Source organism: Prevotella sp. Rep29 (assembly GCF_019551475.1).
GTDB lineage: Bacteria > Bacteroidota > Bacteroidia > Bacteroidales > Bacteroidaceae > Prevotella.
Genome location: NZ_CP047159.1, coordinates 694,471 through 714,844 on the forward strand (window position 1 = coordinate 694,471; position 20,374 = coordinate 714,844).

Consider the following 20,374-nt stretch of genomic DNA (forward strand, 5'->3'; position numbering starts at 1 on the left):
TTTTTCCGGGATATTCAGATTGTTTTCAGATTTGGTTCGGATATTTGCATCACATTATTAAATATATAATAGAAGAAAGGATAGAAAAATGAGAACGAAAAAACTGATATTGACCGTTGTCTTTGCCTTTGCCTGTCTGTCGGTATTGCACGCCGGGCACGACAAACCGATTACGTACAGTCAGCTTCCGGTAGCGGCACAGCAATTCATCAAGAAATATTTCCCCCGTCACAAGATAGCGTTGGCGAAAATGGAAAGAGAGGTTATCGGAAGGAGCTATGACGTGATTTTCACAAGTGGCGACAAGGTGGAATTCAGCAGGAGCGGCGAATGGACGGAAATCGACTGTAAGTCGGCACCCGTTCCTGCCGGTATCGTTCCCGCGCCCATCGTCAACTATGTGAGAAAGAACTACCATGGGGCGCAGATTATGGAGATAGGGCGAAAGGATAACTATTATGAAGTCAATCTGTCGAATCGGCTTGAAATCAAGTTCAACAAGAAGTTTCAGGTGATAGAAATCGACAGTTGATAAGGAATGAGTGAGTTTATATGAAATGTTATTAGCTAAAAAAAGATGAAAATGAAAGTAAGATTATTAGTGATTGCAGCGATTGCCTTTTTGGGAATGGGACTGCAAAGTTGTACAAATGAAGAAAATGATGTGCTGACAGATGATGTTCAGCAGGAAGTAACTGTTCCGGAAGCGGTACAGACCTTGTTTGAAGCCAGTTTCCCTGCGGCTCAGAATGTGACGTGGGAGAAGAAAAGTGAGCTTTTGGAAGCCGAGTTTTCTGTGGAAAATGCTGCATATAACGCATGGTTTGAAAAGGAAGGAACGTGGAAACTGACGCGTACGGGAATGAACCTCGGCAAGCAGGGCAGTGGATTGCCACAGGCGATTCAGGACTACATCGCAACGAATTATCCGGCATGGGCGATTGATGACATTGACTTCATCAAGACATCTAAGGATGAGTATTATGAGATAGAGCTTGAAAAGCGTGGCGAGCCAGAAGTGACCTTGTTTATCCGTGCCGACGGAACGCTGATCAACTCGTTTGTGAAAAACGTAAATACGACGGGAACGGATGTGAATTCATCAGCCATCCCTGCCGCAGTGGTCAATGCATTCAATGAGCGCTACCCGAAAGCGTTGCGTACGAAGTGGGAGCGTGAAGGCAGCCAATATGAGGCGGAGTTTATCCTCGACAATGCCAAGAGCGAAGCATTCTTCCGGGCAGACGGCACCTGGTTGCGCACAGAGACGGAAATCAATCTCCGGACCGCTACGCTTCCGCAAGCCATTAAGGAATATCTCTCTGCAAACTACGCTGACTGGAGCATCGACGATGCTGACTTCATCCAAACACCCACCGATGAGTATTATGATTTGGACTTGGAGAAACGCAATGAGCAGGATGTGACGTTGCAAATCCGTGCCGACGGAACGCTGCTCAACACCGTGAATAATAATGGCACCAGCCACAACAACGACAACGATTTGAATGCGAATTCTGTTCCGACGGCAGTGCGCGATGCGTTCTCTGGACGCTATCCCGGTGCACAGCAGGTGGAGTGGGAGCGAAACGCTCACTTGTATGAAGCAGAGTTTGTATTGAACGGCGTTGAGTATGAAGCATGGTTCCAGGCTGACGGAACTTGGGTTCGGACAAAGTCGGAAATCAATCTCCGGACCGCCACGCTCCCGCAGGCAGTCAAGAACTATGTCGCAGCCAACTATTCAGGCTGGAGCATCGACGATGCTGATTTCATCCAGACACCGACCGATGAGTATTATGAGTTGGAGCTGGAGAAGAAAGGACAACAGGATGTGAAGTTGAGAATCCGTCCCGATGGTACGGTCATCAACTCCTGACTGAAGAAACCCCGTCTGTGAAGATAGGTATTTTTACTTACTAACTTTACTAATTGGTTGGCGGAACAGTAGAGACAGAGGTCTTGAGCTGTTCCGCTTTTTTGTGATGCTTTTTACAAATGTTTGTGCAAAAAGATTTATCTTTGCATCGAAAAGCATGAATCAAAAAAATGACTTTATCTGAGTTTTCTGCCGAATGGCATGATGAGAGCGACCGCATCTTGGTTCATACCAGCGGCTCGACCGGCACTCCGAAACCGTTGTGGGTGGAGAAGCGGCGCATGGAAACATCGGCGCGGATGACCTGCGATTTCCTCGGTTTGCGCGAGGGCGACACGGCGCTGCTCTGCATGCCGCTCGATTTTATTGCAGGAAAGATGATGGCTGTTCGGGCGTGGGTGCGCGGACTGCGGCTGACTGCTGTCGAGCCATCCTCCCATCCCCTGTGCGGGTTCATCGGAAAAGAAGAGGGATTCGACTTTGTGGCGATGGTTCCCTATCAGGTGGCTTGTTCGCTACAGGTGGAAGAGGAGCGCGAACAGTTGCGGCGCATTCGTCATCTCATCATAGGCGGAGGGGCTGTTGATGAAGCGTTGGAGCGCGAGTTGCGCTCGTTTCCAAATGCTGTTTGGAGCACGTATGGCATGACCGAAACGCTGTCGCACGTCGCACTTCGCAGACTCAGCGGCACCGAGGCGAGCGACTGGTACACACCGATGGAGGGCGTGAGTGTGTCGCTCGGCGACGAGGAATGTCTGCGCATCGATGCACCGGCGTTATGTGGGGAAGCGTTGCAGACGAACGATATCGCTGTGCTTCATCCGGATGGGCGCCGTTTCCGCATTCTCGGCAGGCGGGATAACGTCATTTGTTCTGGGGGAATCAAAATCCAGATAGAAGAAGTGGAGCGCCTCTTGCGCCCGCATCTGAACACACCTTATTTAATAACACGCGCGCGTGAGAGCCGGTTGGGCGAGACGGTCGTCTTGCTGACGGAAAGTCGCGACCTGGCTCTTGTTGAAAGTGTGTGTGAGCGTGTATTGCCTAAATATTGGAAGCCCCGTCATTTCATAACGGTGGATGAGATTCCACTGACGGCAACGGGTAAGCCCGACCGCAGGGGAGCCGAAGAACTTGCCTCACAATCTGTCCTCTGAGATGGGTTATCCCTCCCGCGCAAAATCGAGTGCCTCGAAAATTTCTTCTTTTGACGGAGTCTGATTGGTCTTGATGTCTCCGAAACCGGCAAGCAAGGTCAGCATGATGTTGTCGCCCTTATTCTTTTTATCGTGTAGCATGAGCGCATAGAGTTGCTCATAATCATCGCAATAGATGGCTGGTCTGCCGTAGTGTTCGCGGATGAAAGAGACCGTCTGGTGCATACGTTCCGTCGGAAATCCGGTTTTCAGCGCACTGAGATATAGTGCGCAAACCATTCCGTGTGCTACGGCGTGCCCATGGAGCAGCTTTCCGTTGCTGAACGCCTCGAAGGCATGACCGAAAGTATGTCCGAAGTTGAGTGCCTTGCGGATGCCTTTCTCGTGTGGGTCCGAGTCCACAAACTTCTCTTTGATGCGCACCGAAGTCTCTACCATGCGTTGCAGTTGTGTGAGGTCGGGCTTGTCAATGTCGAATGTCAGTATGTCGCTCCACGTCTGTTCTTTGTCGAGCAGCGCATGCTTGAGCATCTCTGCAAAGCCGGAGAGCAGTTCGGAGTAGGGGAGTGTCTGAAGGAAAGGTGTGTGAATCAGCGTGAATCGGGGTTGTGCAAACGTACCGACCTCATTTTTCAGTCCGTTGAAATCGATGCCGTTCTTTCCTCCTACGGAAGCATCGACCATGCCGAGCAGCGTCGTGGGAATATTGATGAAGTTGATTCCCCGTTTGAACGTAGAGGCAGCGAAATCGCCGACGTCGGTCACCGTTCCGCCACCGAGACTGATGAGCAGTGAGTGGCGTGTGGCACAGCCGTTGCTCAGTGCGCTCCAGATATGTGTCAGCGCATTGACGTTCTTGTTCTTTTCGCCTGCAGGGATACGGATAATGGTGGCTTCTTTCAGGCTGAAGAAGCTTATGATGAGTGGCAGACAATGTGTTTCGGTGTTTTCATCGACCAGTAGGAAAATCCTGTCGTGTTCGCATTCAGAGATGGTGAGTGCCAAGTCATGCTTCAACTGTGTGGAATAAACGATATTTCTCATAAGCAATTCCTCCTTGTTTTGTTTCTGAACAGCAGCAAAGATAGGAAAAAAGGAAAAATGACCGTCATGATTTCTGAATTTTAACATTCCGTCAAAAGAATATTTTTCTTTGCTTTTCGAGTGCAAAGGAAAGAGATGTTTCGTCATCCGGTTTTGCTCTATACTAAGGAAATGGGTAGATTTAAAAGTGAATCGGAATTAAACTTTTTTCCTAACTTTGCATCCAAAAGAGAAACGAATTAAAGTTAGGCTATGAAGCGTGTATTATTGTTATGTGCAGTGATGACTACATCACTCCTTTTATATGCTCAGGAACGTAAAATTTCGGGTACGATAGTGGATAATGATACCAAGGAAGAGATGGTGCAGACATCGGTCCAACTGCTGAAAAAAGACAGTACGTTTGTCGGAGGTGCTATTTCTGATGACGTGGGAAAATTCACTCTGACGGCTCCGGAGAACGGGCAATATATCGTTCGTCTGACGAGTGTCGGCTATAAGGACGTCACCCGCAATGTGGCGATTGCCGATGATAAGGATGTCGATTTGGGTACGATTGTCATGGCTTCAGACGCCATCATGCTGAAAGGCGTGACGGCAACCGGTCATGCGGCGAAGGTCGTACTCAAAGAAGATACGTTCCAATACAACGCCTCGGCTTATCGTGTGCCGGAAGGCTCGGCGGTAGAGGAACTGGTGAAGAAGATTCCCGGTGCAGAGGTGACTGAAGACGGAAAGATAACGGTGAACGGACGTACGGTGGACAAGATAAAAGTGGGCGGAAAGGAATTTATGACGGGCGACACGCAGACCGCCCTGAAGAACCTTCCCGCTTCCATCGTTGACAATATAAAGGCGTATGACGAGAAGAGCGACCTGGCACGTGTAACAGGTATCGATGACGGCAATGAGCAGATGGTGCTCGACTTCGGTATCAAGCCAGGCATGAATAAAGGCTTTATGAGCAATATCGACCTTGCCATCGGTACGAAGCACCGCTACGCAGAGCGTTTGATGGGAGGCTATTTCAATGATAAATACCGTTTCATGCTTTTCGGGAATGCCAATAATACGAACGATATGGGCTTCCCGGGCGGTGGCGGACGAGGACGCTTCGGTGGCAACCGCAATGGTTTGAACACCTCGAAAATGATAGGAGCGAACTTCAATTACGATGATAGCAAACACCTGAAGTTGGATGCCAGCCTACGTTGGAACCATCGTAATGGCGACATCTGGTCACGCAGTGCTACAGAGAACTTTGTGAGCACGGTCGGTTCATTCTCAAACAGCATATCCCAGAACTATACGCGCAGCAATTCGTGGAACGGAAACATGCGTGTGGAATGGACTCCCGACTCGATGACCAATATCATGTTCCGCCCGAGCTTCAGTTTCTCGACCAGCGATGGAAATCGTGTGGAGCGCACGGCTTCTTATAAGGAAGACCCCTATCTGTATGTGTTGGACCCACTGTCGCCGGAAGATATTGAGAAGTTGGCTGACGATGACTTGATGGTGAACAGCCAGAACACGATGAATCTGAGCTATGGCAAGTCGAACAGTGCCAACGCGATGCTGCAATTTAATCGCAAACTGAACACGAAAGGAAGAAACCTGACACTCCGTACCGACTGGTCGTTTGGAAATAATGACAACACGAGCCTGTCCACAAATGACGTGCATCTTTACATGATTAAGACGGCTTTGGGATTGGATTCCACCTATCAGACCAACCGATACAATGTGACACCGACCCGCAACTGGAGCTATGCCCTGCAATTCACGTACAGTGAGCCGATTGCCAAGGCGATGTTTCTGCAATTCAGCTACAGATACCAGTATCGTTTCAACAAGAGTGACCGCTCAACGTATGATTTCAGCGAAATGGGGCGTGCATTCTTTGATGGCATCACACCGGAATATCGCAACTGGAATGCCTATCTGTCGCGTGTGGCAGGTCCAATCAGCGACTATCTGGATACTGACCTGAGCCGCTATTCTGAGTATCGGAACTATATACACGAGGCGCAGTTGATGTATCGCTGGATTCAGCCGAAGTTCCAGTTGAATGCCGGTATCATGATTCAACCGCAGAAATCGAAATACATGCAAGACTATCAGGGCATACACGTTGATACAACCCGCACGGTGACCAACTGGAGCCCGACGATAGAGTTCCGTTACCGCTTCTCGCGTGTCAGCAATCTGCGAATCAACTATCGCGGAACGTCCTCGCAACCGAGTATGACCGACCTGCTTGATATCACCGATGACAGCGACCCGCTCAATGTCACGAAAGGTAATCCGGGTCTGAAACCTTCGTTTACGAACAATTTCCGACTCTTCTACAATAATTATATACAGAGCCATCAGCGTGCGATTATGACTTTCATCAACTATTCGAATACACGCAACAGCATCAGTAGCAAGGTGACATACGACGAACGGACTGGTGGACGCACCACGCAACCCGAAAACATCAACGGCAACTGGAACACGATGGCTGCTTTTATGTTTAATACTGCTATCGACTCTGCGGGCTATTGGAACGTCAATACGTTCACGAACTTCAACTACAATCACTATGTGGGCTATCTGAGCCTCGACCGAATGTCTGATTCCCAGAAGAACACCACTCGCACGATGACCATCGGCGAACGCCTCTCTCTGAGTTATCGTAACAGTTGGATAGAAATCGAGCCCAATGCTTCTGTGAACTACACCCATGCCCGCAACAAACTCCAGAGCCAGAGCGATCTCGACACATGGGAGTTCTCGTATGGTCTGAATGTCAACCTGATGGCTCCTTGGGGAATGACGGTCTCTACGGGATTAAACAATAACTCCCGTCGCGGTTACAGCGATAAGTCGATGAATACGAACGAATTGATATGGAATGCGCAATTCAGTCAGAGTTTCCTCAAAGGAAAGCCATTGTCGGTAACGCTGCAATTCTATGACATTCTGCACAACCAGAGCAATCTCAGTCGTATGATCAATGAGCGTCTGCGTCGTGATACGGAATATAATAGCATCAACTCCTATGCCATGTTGCATCTGATTTATCGATTCAATGCCTTTGGCGGCAGAGATGCACGTGGCGGAAATGGCGGAGGTTATCAGCGTGGTCCTGGCGGCACACGTGGCGGCTTTGGTGGTCGTCCAGGTGGCTTCGGTGGCGGTCGCCCTGGTGGATTCTGATGACGATGTTTTGTGGGAATGGAAAAAACAAAAAAGGAGCGGTTTCGCTCCTTTTTTTGTTTGTATAAAGTTGAGGCAGCTGCGTATTTAGTCCTTCAAACCTAGTATGGTTTTCTCAATGACTTTCGGGAAGTGTTCCATTTCGAGCAGATGTTCTTTGTGCGCAATGTCGTCAGGGGTATCGTCAGGCGATAGGGGTGTGGAGAATTGTGCGATGATTTCCCCGCCGTCGCACACGTCGCTCACCCAGTGGACGGTCATTCCTGTCTCAGTGTCGCCGGCTGCCTTTACCGCTTCATGTACGTGGTGACCGTACATCCCCTTTCCCCCGTGTTTGGGCAGTAGGGCAGGGTGTATGTTGAGCATGCGGTGGTCGTATCGGCGGATGAGAAATGACGGCACCATGAGGAGGAATCCGGCAAGTACGATGAAGTCGATATGGTATGAGTCTAACAGGGAGTTCATTTTCTTTTCATCGTTGAATTCGCTCTTGCTGACGACGGCAGTCGGTACTCCCAGTCGTTGCGCCCTGACGAGGGCATAAGCATCCGCCCGGTTGCTCAGCACCAATGCGATGTTGACCTGCTGGTGGCCGCTGAAATGTCGGATGATGTTTTCACAATTTGTTCCGCTTCCGGAAACGAAAATGGCAATATTTTTCATGGCTGGTTGTTGTTTCGTTATGTCGTTATAACGTAATTTCGTTATTCCGTGATTTCGTCGAAGAAATCATCATCGTCTTCGAATCCGAACATGGCGGGCTCCACGAAAGCCTCGATCGAACGCCGGTCTTTTTTTGTAGGGCGTCCTGTTCCTCTCGCCCGGTTGATGAATCCGCTGATGCGACTCATCTCGAGGATTTCATATTGTTTCGGGTCCGTCACGTTTTCGTAGATTTCAGGCAAGAGTTTGGCGCCTACTCGTTGTTCAATACATTTGAGCACGCGGAAAGAGTAGGTGACTGGTGGTTTCTTGACACTGACTACCTCGCCCTCTTTGAGCGGTCTTGACGGTTTGACGTTGACGCCATTGATCGTCACACGTCCGTTTTTACAGGCGTCTGCGGCGATGGAGCGTGTCTTGAAGATGCGTGCAGCCCACAGCCATTTGTCAATTCTTGCTTCGTTCATGTTCTTACTCGCTGATGTTGCCTGTCGGTTGTTGCTCGGCTTTCTTTTCTTCAGTAGCTTTCTTTTCCTGCTTACCTTTTTTGTTGAACTGGTTCATGGTGATATTGACACCTGCAAGAACGAAGCTTTTGATGGCTTCAACGGCAGTGTCGATAGCTGGTTGCAGGACTTTTTTTTCTTCTTCGTCGAATGTTCCGAGGACCCAGTTGATTTGTCCTCCGATGGGGAAGTCGTTTCCGATTCCCATTCTCATTCGAGGATATTGGGCACCGATGAGTTGTTGGATGTGTCCCAGTCCGTTGTGTCCTCCGTCGCTTCCCCCTGCTTTTATCCTGATGCTTCCCAGTGGCAATGCCACGTCATCGACCACGACGAGCATTCGTTCCTGTTCGATGTTTTCTTTGTTGAGCCAATATCTGACAGCGTTTCCGCTGAGGTTCATGAAGGTGGTTGGTTTGAGCAGGAAGATTTTCCTTCCCCGCAGGGATGTTTCGGCAACGAATCCGTATCGTTTGTCCTCAAAAACAGTATTGGACGCTTTTGCGAAAGCGTCCAATACCATAAATCCAGTGTTGTGGCGGGTGTCGGCATATTCGGTGCCGGGGTTCCCCAGTCCCACGATGAGATATTTATCCATATTGTTTTATCTCTGCTCCGATTGTTCGGTTGGACAAATGAGAGCTTTGTTATTCTGCAGCGGGTGCAGCTTCTTCTGCGGGTGCTTCTCCCTCTTCAGGAGCCTCTTCAGTGGCAGCGGCTGCGGCGGCAGATGTAGCGGCACGTGTCATCTTCACTGAGCATACCACCACCTCTTTGCTGGTAGCGAGTTCAAGACCTGGGAAGTTGAGTTCTCCGACCTTGATGCTCTTGCCGATGGTCATGTGTGTTACGTCGATATCGAGATGCTCGGGAATCTGCTGATAAGGAGCGGTTACGTCAATCTTACGAACAACGAGGTTCATACGTCCACCGTCACGCACACCTTGTGCCAGTCCGTTGAGTTTCACAGGGATACCAATAGTGATAGGCTTCTGGTCGTTCACCTCATAGAAGTCGATGTGGAGCAGTGTGTCTGTCACCGGGTGGAACTGCAGTTCCTTCAGGATGGCTGTGTGGTGCTCTCCGTCGATGTTGAGGTTGATGACGTAGATGTGCGGTGTGTAAACCACCTTGCGGAGTTCCGTCATGGGAATTGCGAGCGGCATAGACTTCGGGAGTCCGTTCTCGTCTTTAGCTTCTCCGTAGAGGTTACAGGGGATGAGTCCCTCTTTTCTCAGCAGCTTGGCTGCTTTCTTGCCAGTGTCGTTACGTTTCTGACCTTTTACTTCAATTTCTTTCATTTGTGTTACTCTAAATTAAGTTGTTAATAAATGACATGCTTAATTCGCCATCACACGATAACTTTCTTCGGTGTTTTTGAAAAAGCGGTGCAAAGGTAATGCTTTTTAATGAGAATAGCGAATTTTCTGAAGACTTTTTCTTGAAAAGCTTCAGCCATCGGGTGTTTTGTTGCCTTGCGGACCTTACTGTTCGGTTTCTTCGCTTTCTTCCTGCTCTTCTTCCTTAAAGTCTGTGATGCCGTTGTTGACAAGGATGTCATACCAGGAGAGCAGTTTGCGGATGTCGTTGTCGTGCACGCGGTCACGGTCGAATTCCGGCAGCACTTCAGCAAAATACTTACGCAGTTCTTTGCTGTCGATTTTCTTGTAGGCGATGGAACAGGGTTTTCCGTTCTCCTTCTCGAGGATGGAAGCGAACACGTCGGTCAGTGGCACGTCTTCCATCTCTGTGTAGATAGCGACGTCGCCGAGGCTTGTCACGCGGTCGGTGGCAAATGCCGGCAGGCGTTTTTTTGTTTCGTCCAATGTCTCGACAATGAGGTTTCCTTTTCCTCTTGACACCAGTTTGTAGAGCCCTGGTTTTCCGGCTATTGAAAGAATGGTTTCTTGCATAGTGTTTTTATCTTTTTTGTTAATCAGTTTTTGCCGGGATGTTCCAGCTGTTGATCATGTTTTCTATTTGTTTTTCCAGTCCATGTTTTTCATCGTTGATGATGATGTACTGGCTTCGCTGTCGCACTTCTCGCTGCGGCATCTGTCGGTGTATCCACATCAATGCCTGGGCGAGTGATATGCCGTCGCGTTGCATGATGCGCCGTATGCGTGTGGCTAAGGGCGCGGTGACGCAGACGATGAGGTCGAACTTCACTCTTTTGTCGAACCCGCTTTCAAAGAGGATGGCGCTTTCGAGCCACTCCATTCCCGATTTCTCGAAGTCTTCTGCCACGGCGGGGTGGACGATGCTGTTGACCTTCAGTTTGTTTTCTTCGGATGCAAGGAGGAATTGTGCCAACTTGTTTTTGTTGAGTTGTCCGTCGGCGTACACTTCTTTACCCACCGTCTGTTGCAATTCCCTGCGGATAGTTTCCGATGTGTGCATCAGCCGTTTGGCAGCCGCATCGCAGTCATAGACGTTGATACCTCTCTCCTCCAGCCGTTTGCAGACGAACGACTTGCCGCTTCCGATGCCTCCGGTGACTGCTGCTTTTCTCATTGTTCTATAAGGTAGTCCACCTCGCTGACTTCCAGTCTGGCGTTCGAGACTTTCTCGGATACGGCAACCAGGCGGATGACGCACTTTTCGCCCACTGCTCCTGTCAGTGAGTTGTAGTCGGCAACAATCTTGAAGTCATCTTCCGTGATGTTCTTGAACTGGCTTGCTCCGACGGTGCATTTGATGTTGATGCGTGAAGGGAAGATGCGCAGCTTCTTTCCGTCGGGCACGTTGATGGTTTCGACCGGCACTTCCACCGTTTTTTCCGTGAGCCTGTCGGCACATATTTCGATTCTCACCTGGTCGGGCACGGTTTTCACGCCTTTCATCCGTTGCAGTTTGATGTCTTTCCGTACCGTGTCGGTGATGCTGCTCATGTTGAACAGTCCGATGGGAATGCTCTGCAGGCTGTCCAGAATCTTTTGTGGTGCATAGACCGTCACGTTTTTCGGTGTGATGTTGATGGCGGTGATGGTATGGTTTCGCTCGGCGTGCACATTTCCGGCAAACCTTACGGGGACGCTTTTCTGTGAGTTGTGGTTCACGAAATAGTATTCCAGTCTGTCGGGTTTGATGTTGATGACTTGCGATGAGCCGTAAATCCGTTGAAGCACCATTTTCTGCAGTTCAGCCTGTGAGACGCTGGCATGCTCGTCGCTCTTGATGTATGAGGGAAGGCTGACAACAATCGGCTTGATGTGGTCTGTGTAGAAGTAGGTTGCCAGTGTGTATCCCTTGTCGCGTACGGTGATGCGCACCGTGTCGTTGCCGTCGCTCATGATGACCATGTTCTTGGGAACGTTGGTCAGTATGACGGGTATCGTGACCTCTTTTTCCATCGTCTCGTTGAGGGTTGTAATCAGCCAGAATACACCACTGATGACGAGGAAAAACAGGAAGACGAGGAACTTCCTGTTCACAAACCTGAACAAGAAGTTCTTGACGGCTTGAAAGCTGCGTGCCACCGTGCTTCCCATGTGCTTATTTCTCTGCCTTGGTGTTTTGCATCTGTGATGCGTTCACGTCGGCGTAAACGAACGATTTGTCAACGGTGATGACTACGCCTTTGGAGATTTCCACGTCGATTTTTCCCGTTGCATGGTCGATGCGTTTCACTGTTCCGTAGATGCCGCCGCCGGTCACCACGCTGGTGCCTTCGGTCAGTGCGTTTTGGAAGTTGCGAATCTCTTTCTGTTTCTTTTGCTGCGGGCGAATCATGAAGAACCACATGATGGCGAAGATTGCTACCATCATAATCAGGAATCCCATTCCGCCGCCCTGTCCGTTGGCAGCCTGTAATAAAATAGATGTGTTCATAGTGCTTTGTTTATTTTAATGATTAGTTTGATTCTTGTTCCTGTTCTTGTCCCTCTTCGGCTGCGTCGTCTTTGTCTGTTGCCATGGGCTTGAACATCTTTCCTGTCTTGATGAGATGCCGCGCGATGGCGTCGAGCATGCCGTTGATGTATCCTCCGCTTTTGAGTGTGGAGTAGAGTTTGGCAAGTTCCACATATTCGTTGATTGTCACGCTGACTGGAATGTTGGGGAAGGTCATCATCTCGGCGATGGCGATTTGCATGATGATGATGTCCATGTATGCCAGTCGTGAGAAATCCCAGTTCCGTGACGTCTCGCTCATGTATCGCTGATACTGGTCGGCATTGAGGATGGCAGCCCTGAACAGTTTGCGTGCAAACTCGCGGTCTTCTTCGTCTTTGTATTCGGGCAGCAGTTCTTGCTTTGCCTTTGCCTTTGGGTCGAAGCGCTTGATGGTTTTCAGCACGAACGTGTCCACCACCGTCTTGTCGTCGTTCCAGTAGAGGCTTTTCTCCTCGAGCAGACTTTCCAGGTCGTTGTTGTCCTGTATGAGTGCTTTGTATAGTTTGCGCCACACCTCGCGGTCTGCTTCGTAGGAGTCTTCCTCGTCAGCCATATAGTCTTTGTAGATTTGGCTTTGCTCGATGTTGATGCAAAGCCGTTTGATGAATTCCACGTCGTTGTCCCACGTCAGTTTCTGACTTTCCAGAATCTCTTTCAGGGGTTTGTTGATTTCCAGTTGTTCGGCAAATTTGTTGTTGATGAATTTCTCCGACGGCATTTCCGTTCCCTCGCGTTCGGCACGGTTTGCCATGATTTCTGTGCGATGGCGCATCTCTTTGGTGATGGCAACAATCAGGGCGAGTAACAGTATATAAAGGTCGTATGCTTTGGAGAGGCTGAACATCAATTCTTTTTCCGCATTGTCCATGTTGCGGCTCCCGTTTTGGTAATAGGCATAAGTCAGCTGGACAATCTTGATGCGAATCAATTCCCTGTTAATCATGTGTTTTAGTATTTTTGATAAATGTTATGTCGCTACAATTCTTTTCAATGTCGTGCAAAAGTAGTATTTTTTTTTTACTCGTGCAAGAAAAATAATTGATAATTGAAAATTTTACAATGGATAAATATGGTTGGAGGTTCCTAATCACAATTCTTAATTTTTAATTCTTAATTCTTAATTCTTTAAAACTCTAACCATATTTATCAATTATCAACTATCAATTATCAATTATAACCTTCACATACCTCACTCGTTCGCGTCGCCAGGTGTAGGTGATATGGATGGTGCCGTCGTGCCCTTCGATGACGGCGGGGTAGGAATATTCGCTGATGTGGCTGTCTTCGAGGGTGAGGAGGGGTTGCCAGTGCGCCCCGTCATCGTCGCTGACGGCTACGATGAGCGGTGTGCGCGGTGCGTTATGCTCGCCGGGCTGCGTGGCGTTGGGGTTATAGACGAGCAACTGTCTGCCGTCGCGCAGCGTTACGGCATCGGTTCCTGAATTGTTGTTGGGCAGCGTGGTCAGTGTGACGGGTGTCCACGAGCGGCCTCCGTCGCTGCTGCAGCTCGTTGCCAGCCGTCCGTTCTGTGTGCGGCAGAGCACCGCCAGTCTGCCGTCTTTCAGTCGCAGGATGGAGGGTTGGATGCATCCGATGGGCGACAGCGTGCCCTGTTCGAATGTCTTCTCTGCCTTCTCCGCTGCCACCGGACCGACCATCGTGGCGCTGCCTGTCAGCTTTTTGCCGTCGGGAAAGTGCCCGCCAGCGTCCAGCTCATACCGTTCGAAATGTATCTTCCACCCGCCTTTCTCCGTGCTCGATGGGCAGAGCAGGCTGCCGTCCAGCACGATGGGCTTGTTCTTCACCGGTCCGAGAAACCCTTCCGGCAGCGGCTCCTTTGCCGACCAAGTGCGTCCGTTGTCCTTCGAGCGCACCAGCCAGCCCGTCCAGTCCTGCACGAAGCGCCCAATCTTGTAGAACAGCACCACTTCGCCGTCGGGCATCTGGCAGAGCACGGGGTTGTAACATGCTTTTCGCCCGTGGTCGGTGGAGTCAATCCCTGCCATGCGTGCCAGTTCCCGTTCGGACGGCGATGAGGTGGGAAATGTGCCGTCGGCAGCCACCACAGGCGTCGTCCATGTCAGCGCCCCTTTCTCCCGCCGTGCGGTCCATATCTTCACGTCGGGGTGACCTTCATACGCCCCGGCAAACCATGCGGCAAGCAGGTCGCCGTTCTGCAGCTCCACAATCGTCGAGGCGTGTACGGAGGGCGGAAAGGCTGGCGACTTCTCCTTGTCGGAGGATTTATCGACGGCGGGTGTGATAAACTGGAAGGTGGCTGTAATGCGTGTCGTGTCTCCCTTGCTGTCACGCGTGTCGCTGGCGTGTGTGGGACTGGCAATCATGCCCATGCCGGCAATCAGCACGGCAATCGGAAGGCGGCGGTATATCGGATTTCTCATTATTATATATAAGACTTTTTGTTACATGTGCTCTGGTCGGAGCAAAACACATACAAAGATACGCATTTTTCCTCGTTCGGACAAATTTAATGATTGAGAAAAGCGGGAGTCCCGTCTTAATTTCCAGTCCCCCAAATGACGTGAACCCATCCCAGTCTCTCCCGAAGGGAGGAATGGAGAAGGGGTGGGGCTTAGCTTGTGTGAGGTCCCCTGTTTACATTTCTTTACAAAAATTAACGCGCTGTATTGATGTATATTTAAGTCGGTGGACTGTTGGGAGGGCGGAAGCATTTTATGCGCTCCTGCGAAAAGTTTTCTGAAAATCAGTGAGTTAGAAAGTGGATTTTTGGGTTTTATGCTGAATATATGCGGCGTCGCGTTGTGAAAGTTCAACTTTCAGTGTGCGAAAGTTGAACTTTCGCATTCCAAGAGTTCCCCTTTTGAAGTGCAAAAGTTGAGCTTTTGGGCGCAATTTTCATCATTTTTCGGGTGAAAACGGGCACGTTTTGCATGATTATGCAGAAACTCTTGTATGTTTATTCAAAAACTTCCGTCTTTCGTGTAAAAATTTTTCGGGTGAAATCTTTACATTTTAACATTTGCGGAAAGGGGAGAAACGGGTGACGAAAAGTAAAATGATGGCAATCCATACGTGTTACGTCGAATGGGTTGGAAGTCGGAAAAATGTCACTTTCTCCTCCGAAAAACAGAATAAAGGTAAGTGTTTTATGCAAAATTAGGGACATTTTGTCACTTACTATGGACAATTTTTCCCGAACGAGAAAAAAGTTGTTGGAAGATAGCGAAATAAATACTATATTTGATGCGTCGTTCTTAGCAAAACAAAGACTATTATTCACTTAAAACATAACGATTATGAGAAAACATTTACGCTTTTTGATGATGGCAGCAGCCATCCTGTTTGTGAACGTGGCGAAAGCAGCTGACGACGTGACCGTGGGCGACTTCACGTTCAACTTCTACACAAGTGGTAATGCATACGTGACGAGCTATCTCGGCAGCGAGACGACAGTCAACATTCCTGCTACCATTACCTACAACAAGGAAGGCAAAGACACGACCGTCAACGTGACAGGATTCGGGCCCAGTGCTTTTGAGGACAATACAACCATTCAGAAGATTGTGCTTGGCAGGAACAACAGTTACACCTTTGGTCCTAAGGCATTCAAGGGTTGTACGGCCTTGAAGTTCTTTTCATGGGCACCATCTTCAGGTGCAACGGGCAACTATATTACCGACCGCTTCTATATAACGACGAGTGGTGTCGTTCCGGAAAGTTGTTTCGAAGGCTGTTCTGCAGTGACCTATGTCTATGCGCGCTGGTCAAACAAATTGACGGTTGGCAATTGCGCATTTAAAGGCATGAGCAGTATGACCAATATCCAACTTTACGCCACTACCATCGGCAGTAATGCCTTTGAAGGCTGTGATGCACTGACTAATCTCCTCCTGTATGTGACGCCTACCGTAACGCCGACGACCTTTGCGGGAATTGCAGCAGGAACAAGGATTATGATGTACAACCCGGAACAGGTTACGTGGGAGTTTATGAATCAAGTCGGTGACTATGCATCCCAGGTAAAAGCATATGTTCTTTTCAGTACAAGTGCAACGCGAGGATATAAGCGAGTGGTCAGCACTCAGGTGCCTTATAAGTTGACAGGTAACGGACTAAACGTGTATTATGTGTCAGGTGTAACAGAAACGAGTGCTGGCATCACGGTGGATTTGGAAGAATTGACAGGAGAAGATAGGGTGCTGGCAGCTGGCAATGCACTCATAATACAATATACTGGGACCGGTACCAGTCCTTATTGGGTAATGAGTTTCTTGACGGAGAATCCGGAAGTGACTTATACGAACTATCTGACGGGCGCATCGACAGCACCCGTTACGCTCCCCGCTTCTGATGGCACGACCAACTACTACACTTTTGCTCCTGTAACTACGAAGGGCAGCGAAGGCACTTGGTCTAAAGTCACTGAAGAGACTACCATTAATATAGGTTCGGGCTATATTGAAATGAAAAACGGTAATGCCGTTTCTGGCATCACCACCATCTCTGCCGACGATGCTCTCAATGGCAACGACGCATGGTACACCATCGACGGCAAGCGCCTGCAGGCAGAGCCGACCACGAAGGGCATCTACGTTCGTGGTGGTAAGAAAATCGTGGTTAAGTGAGCGCAGAGAAAGAGTCACACTCTTTCTTTGCCGAACGTGAACGATTTCGGCGAAGCCAAAGGTAGTGGTTAAGTAATAACCCACCCTTAGTCCCTCCCCCAGTGGGGGGAGGTTGGAGGGGGCTTCCCCCACCGTTCTGTCGGATTTGCAATCCGTCAGCCAATAAGATATCAGGATTTACAATCCGCTTAATGTGCTCCTTATCGGATTACAAATCCTTATAATAATTGCGTCTGGATTGCAAATCCAGACGAACGGGGACGCTCCACTAATCGACAACTCAAGTTTCACTTGTACTAAACATCTGAAAATGAGTGTCACTCCGTGACAGAAATCTCACAAATCCTTTCAAATCTTTCAAAATAGATTTGTTTGATTTGTACAGATTTGAAAGATTTCTCGCCACAGGCGACTGAGACGCTCCGCTAATTGACAATTGACAAAGAGTAGCCCCTCCCTGACCCTCCCCCAAATGGGGAGGGAACGCCTGACGGGAGCGGATTGTAAATTCAGCAGGACGGAGAATGAACTGCGGGCGGATCGGTGTATCCGCCCGAACGAGGACAGGTGTCTGGCAGCAGAAAGCCTCCCCCAATGGGGGGAGGTTGGAGGGGGCTTCCCTTTGTGTTTTATTCAATATATATGCCAATATGGATATAAAATGTTAGGAAAACGGCAAAAAACGTGTCAAAAGTTTGGTTCGTTCGTAGAAAATAGTTACATTTACATGTCGGAATATATAATAATGTGTCCGCACACGACATAGATTTAACATTAATAACAATAATAAAATGACAATTATGAGAAAAACTTACACTTTAATTGTAATGCTCGCCATGCTGTTCGTGGGAGCAAATAGCGTGAGCGCACAGACTTCTTATACCGATGATCAAGGAGTTGTGTATTCTATAGATGGAACATCTGCAATAATTACTGGTTATACAGGTTCAGCTACAGAGTTGACAATTAGTCAGAAATTTAAATATGGTGAAGATTCCATAACAGTAACAGGTTTTGGTGATTACGCATTTGAAAACAAGACGAGTATTACAAAAATTGTATTAGCTCCTGCAAGTTTTAAGCCAGTATTAGGCGAGGGGACTTTTAAAGGCTGTACAGGACTGAAAACTTTAAAATGGGTGGAAGGCACCTATTCTACAGAAAATATAGTGCATTTACTTAACAATGTAATTCCTAAATATTGTTTCCAAGGTTGTACAGGAATAACTTCGATTAAAAGTCGATATGCAAATACAACTTTACAAGGGAGTTGTTTCAAGGGGTGTGATTATGTGACATCAGCAGAATTGGGAAGATCTTGTGTGAGTATTGCCTCTTCGGCTTTTAGTAGTTGTCGGAGATTAACAACTGTAACTTTTGGTGGATATGACCCTTCTATTACAGAGATTCCAGATTCTGCCTTTTTTAATTGTCAATCTCTTACGAGAGTAGGAAAAACGGCTAATATTATAGCTCTACCTCAAGTTACGTCGATAGGACTGCGCGCATTCTTTAATAGTACTTCTATGACGACGATTCAACTTCCTTTAATCGAATCTATTGGAGAAAGAGCTTTCTATAATAACTTAACAACTTATAAATTACACACAGTTACAGGGTGTGAAAATCTTACGTCTTTAGGAAATTTTGCTTTTTACAAATGTACTAAACTTAAAACAATCGGCAGTACAGAAAATGTAGTTTCGTTGCCAAAAGTTTATCTGGCTCGTGCTTATGCATTTTATAATTGCGAAAGTATAGAAACGGTAAAAATGAATCAATCAACAGGATATTATACTTATTTCTACCAAGATGCTTTTAATGGGTGTACAAGTTTACAAAGGGTGATTACCAAATATAATGTTAAAGAAGTTGGCATAAGGGCTTTCTCTGGAGCATCTTCATTGGTAGGAATTGGTTCAAGTGATACTCAGTCTTATGTATATCTTCCAAAAGTGACATTACTTACCACGAGCGCTTTTGAAAATTGTACATCAATGACGGCAGTCTATCTTAATGATGCTAATACAACATTGGAAACAATCGGTGCTAATGCATTTAAAGGATGTACAAATCTTGAAACTGTTATTCTTCAAAATATGACCCCATCTGCATTAGGAGCAGACGCATTTAGTGGAATTAAATCGACTGCAGCGTTTCTTCTCTATCCGACCAATAGTTATACAAAGGCAAGCAACTATGCTAACAATGATAGTTGGAAAGTTTTGTTTGATGGTACTAATGCAAATTATATGCTTATTGCATACGTGAATAAACCCAATCAATATGGTACGGTGTCTTGTGATGTGCCTTTACATTTCATATATACGAGCACACCTGCTATCTACAAAGTGACTGCAACAAACGATGCTTCTGCTCAGTTGGAGGAAATCAGTAGCAAAAAGCTGCCAGCCAATACTGGTGCTGTGATGGAAAAAGATGTAAGTTTTGCAGGTGTACAAGTTCAAGTTCTCTTCGACGGTTCAGAGAGTGCAGATGAATTCACAGACAACCTCCTCGTTGCTAACGTAACAGAGAATACCAATTTCAAAGGTCAGGAAGGAAACACATGGAACTTACTTTTGAGTAATGGTAAGTTCGTGAAGGCTAATGACGGTACGCTGGCTGCTGGTTTGGCTTATCTGCCTAGAACATTCGAAGGTGGTGAAGCTAAAGAACTGTCACTCACTTTTGATGACTTGACAAGCATTCGTACTATTGATAACGTAGAAAATACCGTTGATAACGGTGCTTGGTACACCATCGACGGTACACGCCTGCAGGGCGAACCGACCATGAAGGGTATCTACGTTCGTGGTGGTAAAAAGGTGGTTGTGAAGTAAAGCCCAGCACTAAAGCCCCTCAACCCACCCTTAATCCCTCCCAAAGGGAGGGAGTTAGATAGGGGGGAGAAAGGCTTGTTTGAGAGATAAAAATAGAAAACAGATAAAGATATGAAGAGAGAAAAGAAAGTGTACGCAGCCCCGCTCATTAAGAAGCTGGGCATAGAGACAGAGAACGACATCGCTGTGTCGCTGCCGGTAGATCCGACCGTGCCGCCGGTTGACCCAGGAACGGCTGAAAGTCCAGGATTCCCCAAAGGACCAAACGTGTGGGACGATGAGTTGGAGTAGCCCCCTCCTGACCTCCCCCCAAATGGGGGAGGAATAAGCCTGGCGGGAGACAGCCTTAGAAACTAAGCAGCGGGATGTGCATGGTGTGCGCATCCCGCTGACTTTTTGGAGGGCTGGGAGGAGTGGGAGGACTGGGAATTCTGGGAGCCCTGGGAATCCCTAACCATATTTGTCTAATCGTCTCTGACGCTTTTACCAAGCGTAGCGACTAAAAGAATTGTCAATTATCAATTAAGTTTCGCAAGTATGCGAAATACTAATATTAGCTCTCCCTTCGGTCGCTGAT

Annotated in this window: 18 protein-coding genes; 7 read left to right on the forward strand and 11 right to left on the reverse strand. The window is 48.1% G+C overall.

Annotated elements, in window-relative coordinates:
* The first annotated feature begins 88 nt into the window (after positions 1 to 88).
* The 3 genes from GRF55_RS02945 to GRF55_RS02955 all read left to right on the forward strand — a co-directional run bounded on the left by GRF55_RS02945 (position 89) and on the right by GRF55_RS02955 (position 3,036).
* A complete protein-coding gene (locus GRF55_RS02945) occupies positions 89 to 532 on the forward strand; it encodes a PepSY-like domain-containing protein (protein ID WP_220369067.1) in 444 nt (147 codons plus the stop codon).
* A 45-nt stretch (positions 533 to 577) separates the two neighbouring features.
* On the forward strand, positions 578 to 1,879 hold the full coding sequence (locus GRF55_RS02950) for a PepSY-like domain-containing protein (RefSeq protein ID WP_220369068.1): 1,302 nt from the start codon (positions 578 to 580) through the stop codon (positions 1,877 to 1,879).
* A gap of 170 nt (positions 1,880 to 2,049) precedes the next feature.
* Positions 2,050 to 3,036 carry an AMP-binding protein gene (locus tag GRF55_RS02955; protein ID WP_220369069.1) on the forward strand — a complete coding sequence of 329 codons (987 nt, stop codon included), beginning with the start codon at positions 2,050 to 2,052 and terminating at the stop codon, positions 3,034 to 3,036.
* Between the two features lie 6 nt (positions 3,037 to 3,042).
* Here GRF55_RS02955 and aroB read toward each other — a convergent pair whose 3' ends face one another.
* On the reverse strand, positions 3,043 to 4,080 hold the full coding sequence (gene aroB / locus GRF55_RS02960) for a 3-dehydroquinate synthase (protein WP_220369070.1): 1,038 nt from the start codon (positions 4,078 to 4,080) through the stop codon (positions 3,043 to 3,045).
* 252 nt (positions 4,081 to 4,332) lie between these two features.
* Here aroB and GRF55_RS02965 point away from each other — a divergent pair, with 252 nt between their 5' ends.
* Positions 4,333 to 7,284: a TonB-dependent receptor gene (locus tag GRF55_RS02965; protein ID WP_220369071.1), complete on the forward strand. Its 2,952-nt coding sequence runs from the start codon at positions 4,333 to 4,335 to the stop codon at positions 7,282 to 7,284.
* Between the two features lie 87 nt (positions 7,285 to 7,371).
* Here the strand turns inward: GRF55_RS02965 and GRF55_RS02970 are convergent, their stop codons facing one another.
* The 10 genes from GRF55_RS02970 to GRF55_RS03015 all read right to left on the reverse strand — a co-directional run bounded on the left by GRF55_RS02970 (position 7,372) and on the right by GRF55_RS03015 (position 14,749).
* Positions 7,372 to 7,947, reverse strand: coding sequence for a phosphoribosylglycinamide formyltransferase (locus GRF55_RS02970; protein WP_220369072.1), 576 nt, complete (start codon positions 7,945 to 7,947; stop codon positions 7,372 to 7,374).
* A gap of 41 nt (positions 7,948 to 7,988) precedes the next feature.
* Positions 7,989 to 8,414 carry an RNA-binding S4 domain-containing protein gene (locus tag GRF55_RS02975; RefSeq protein ID WP_220369073.1) on the reverse strand — a complete coding sequence of 142 codons (426 nt, stop codon included), beginning with the start codon at positions 8,412 to 8,414 and terminating at the stop codon, positions 7,989 to 7,991.
* 4 nt (positions 8,415 to 8,418) lie between these two features.
* Complete coding sequence (gene pth, locus GRF55_RS02980) at positions 8,419 to 9,051, reverse strand: aminoacyl-tRNA hydrolase (RefSeq protein WP_220369074.1); 633 nt, start codon at positions 9,049 to 9,051, stop codon at positions 8,419 to 8,421.
* Between the two features lie 49 nt (positions 9,052 to 9,100).
* Positions 9,101 to 9,754, reverse strand: a complete 654-nt coding sequence (locus tag GRF55_RS02985; protein ID WP_220369075.1) for a 50S ribosomal protein L25/general stress protein Ctc — start codon at positions 9,752 to 9,754, stop codon at positions 9,101 to 9,103.
* A gap of 183 nt (positions 9,755 to 9,937) precedes the next feature.
* Positions 9,938 to 10,366 (reverse strand): DUF5606 domain-containing protein, encoded by a 429-nt coding sequence (locus GRF55_RS02990; RefSeq protein ID WP_220369076.1) that lies wholly within the window; start codon positions 10,364 to 10,366, stop codon positions 9,938 to 9,940.
* A gap of 19 nt (positions 10,367 to 10,385) precedes the next feature.
* Complete coding sequence (gene coaE, locus GRF55_RS02995) at positions 10,386 to 10,967, reverse strand: dephospho-CoA kinase (protein WP_220369077.1); 582 nt, start codon at positions 10,965 to 10,967, stop codon at positions 10,386 to 10,388.
* Positions 10,964 to 11,932, reverse strand: a complete 969-nt coding sequence (locus tag GRF55_RS03000) for a CdaR family protein (protein ID WP_220369078.1) — start codon at positions 11,930 to 11,932, stop codon at positions 10,964 to 10,966. The genes coaE and GRF55_RS03000 overlap by 4 nt, the downstream gene beginning before the upstream one ends.
* Before the next feature lie 16 nt (positions 11,933 to 11,948).
* On the reverse strand, positions 11,949 to 12,284 hold the full coding sequence (yajC, locus tag GRF55_RS03005; RefSeq protein WP_220369079.1) for a preprotein translocase subunit YajC: 336 nt from the start codon (positions 12,282 to 12,284) through the stop codon (positions 11,949 to 11,951).
* Between the two features lie 22 nt (positions 12,285 to 12,306).
* Positions 12,307 to 13,290, reverse strand: a complete 984-nt coding sequence (gene nusB, locus GRF55_RS03010; protein ID WP_220369080.1) for a transcription antitermination factor NusB — start codon at positions 13,288 to 13,290, stop codon at positions 12,307 to 12,309.
* A gap of 217 nt (positions 13,291 to 13,507) precedes the next feature.
* On the reverse strand, positions 13,508 to 14,749 hold the full coding sequence (locus GRF55_RS03015; protein WP_220369081.1) for an exo-alpha-sialidase: 1,242 nt from the start codon (positions 14,747 to 14,749) through the stop codon (positions 13,508 to 13,510).
* 876 nt (positions 14,750 to 15,625) lie between these two features.
* Here GRF55_RS03015 and GRF55_RS03020 point away from each other — a divergent pair.
* From GRF55_RS03020 to GRF55_RS03030, 3 genes are all read left to right on the forward strand, one after another.
* Positions 15,626 to 16,954: a leucine-rich repeat protein gene (locus tag GRF55_RS03020; protein WP_220369082.1), complete on the forward strand. Its 1,329-nt coding sequence runs from the start codon at positions 15,626 to 15,628 to the stop codon at positions 16,952 to 16,954.
* A gap of 800 nt (positions 16,955 to 17,754) precedes the next feature.
* Positions 17,755 to 19,797, forward strand: a complete 2,043-nt coding sequence (locus tag GRF55_RS03025) for a leucine-rich repeat domain-containing protein (protein WP_220369083.1) — start codon at positions 17,755 to 17,757, stop codon at positions 19,795 to 19,797.
* A 111-nt stretch (positions 19,798 to 19,908) separates the two neighbouring features.
* Positions 19,909 to 20,088, forward strand: a complete 180-nt coding sequence (locus tag GRF55_RS03030; protein WP_220369084.1) for a hypothetical protein — start codon at positions 19,909 to 19,911, stop codon at positions 20,086 to 20,088.
* The last annotated feature ends 286 nt before the right edge of the window (positions 20,089 to 20,374 follow it).

Bases quoted from the DNA above. Each gene is read 5' to 3' on its own strand.
- GRF55_RS03025 (WP_220369083.1), top strand. From the start codon at position 17,755: ATGAGAAAAACTTACACTTTAATTGTAATGCTCGCCATGCTGTTCGTG.
- GRF55_RS02985 (WP_220369075.1), bottom strand. From the start codon at position 9,754: ATGAAAGAAATTGAAGTAAAAGGTCAGAAACGTAACGACACTGGCAAG.
- GRF55_RS02950 (WP_220369068.1), top strand. From the start codon at position 578: ATGAAAATGAAAGTAAGATTATTAGTGATTGCAGCGATTGCCTTTTTG.
- GRF55_RS02970 (WP_220369072.1), bottom strand. From the start codon at position 7,947: ATGAAAAATATTGCCATTTTCGTTTCCGGAAGCGGAACAAATTGTGAA.
- GRF55_RS02945 (WP_220369067.1), top strand. From the start codon at position 89: ATGAGAACGAAAAAACTGATATTGACCGTTGTCTTTGCCTTTGCCTGT.
- pth (WP_220369074.1), bottom strand. From the start codon at position 9,051: ATGGATAAATATCTCATCGTGGGACTGGGGAACCCCGGCACCGAATAT.
- nusB (WP_220369080.1), bottom strand. From the start codon at position 13,290: ATGATTAACAGGGAATTGATTCGCATCAAGATTGTCCAGCTGACTTAT.
- GRF55_RS02975 (WP_220369073.1), bottom strand. From the start codon at position 8,414: ATGAACGAAGCAAGAATTGACAAATGGCTGTGGGCTGCACGCATCTTC.
- yajC (WP_220369079.1), bottom strand. From the start codon at position 12,284: ATGAACACATCTATTTTATTACAGGCTGCCAACGGACAGGGCGGCGGA.
- GRF55_RS02965 (WP_220369071.1), top strand. From the start codon at position 4,333: ATGAAGCGTGTATTATTGTTATGTGCAGTGATGACTACATCACTCCTT.
- GRF55_RS03020 (WP_220369082.1), top strand. From the start codon at position 15,626: ATGAGAAAACATTTACGCTTTTTGATGATGGCAGCAGCCATCCTGTTT.
- aroB (WP_220369070.1), bottom strand. From the start codon at position 4,080: ATGAGAAATATCGTTTATTCCACACAGTTGAAGCATGACTTGGCACTC.
- GRF55_RS02955 (WP_220369069.1), top strand. From the start codon at position 2,050: ATGACTTTATCTGAGTTTTCTGCCGAATGGCATGATGAGAGCGACCGC.
- coaE (WP_220369077.1), bottom strand. From the start codon at position 10,967: ATGAGAAAAGCAGCAGTCACCGGAGGCATCGGAAGCGGCAAGTCGTTC.
- GRF55_RS02990 (WP_220369076.1), bottom strand. From the start codon at position 10,366: ATGCAAGAAACCATTCTTTCAATAGCCGGAAAACCAGGGCTCTACAAA.
- GRF55_RS03030 (WP_220369084.1), top strand. From the start codon at position 19,909: ATGAAGAGAGAAAAGAAAGTGTACGCAGCCCCGCTCATTAAGAAGCTG.
- GRF55_RS03015 (WP_220369081.1), bottom strand. From the start codon at position 14,749: ATGAGAAATCCGATATACCGCCGCCTTCCGATTGCCGTGCTGATTGCC.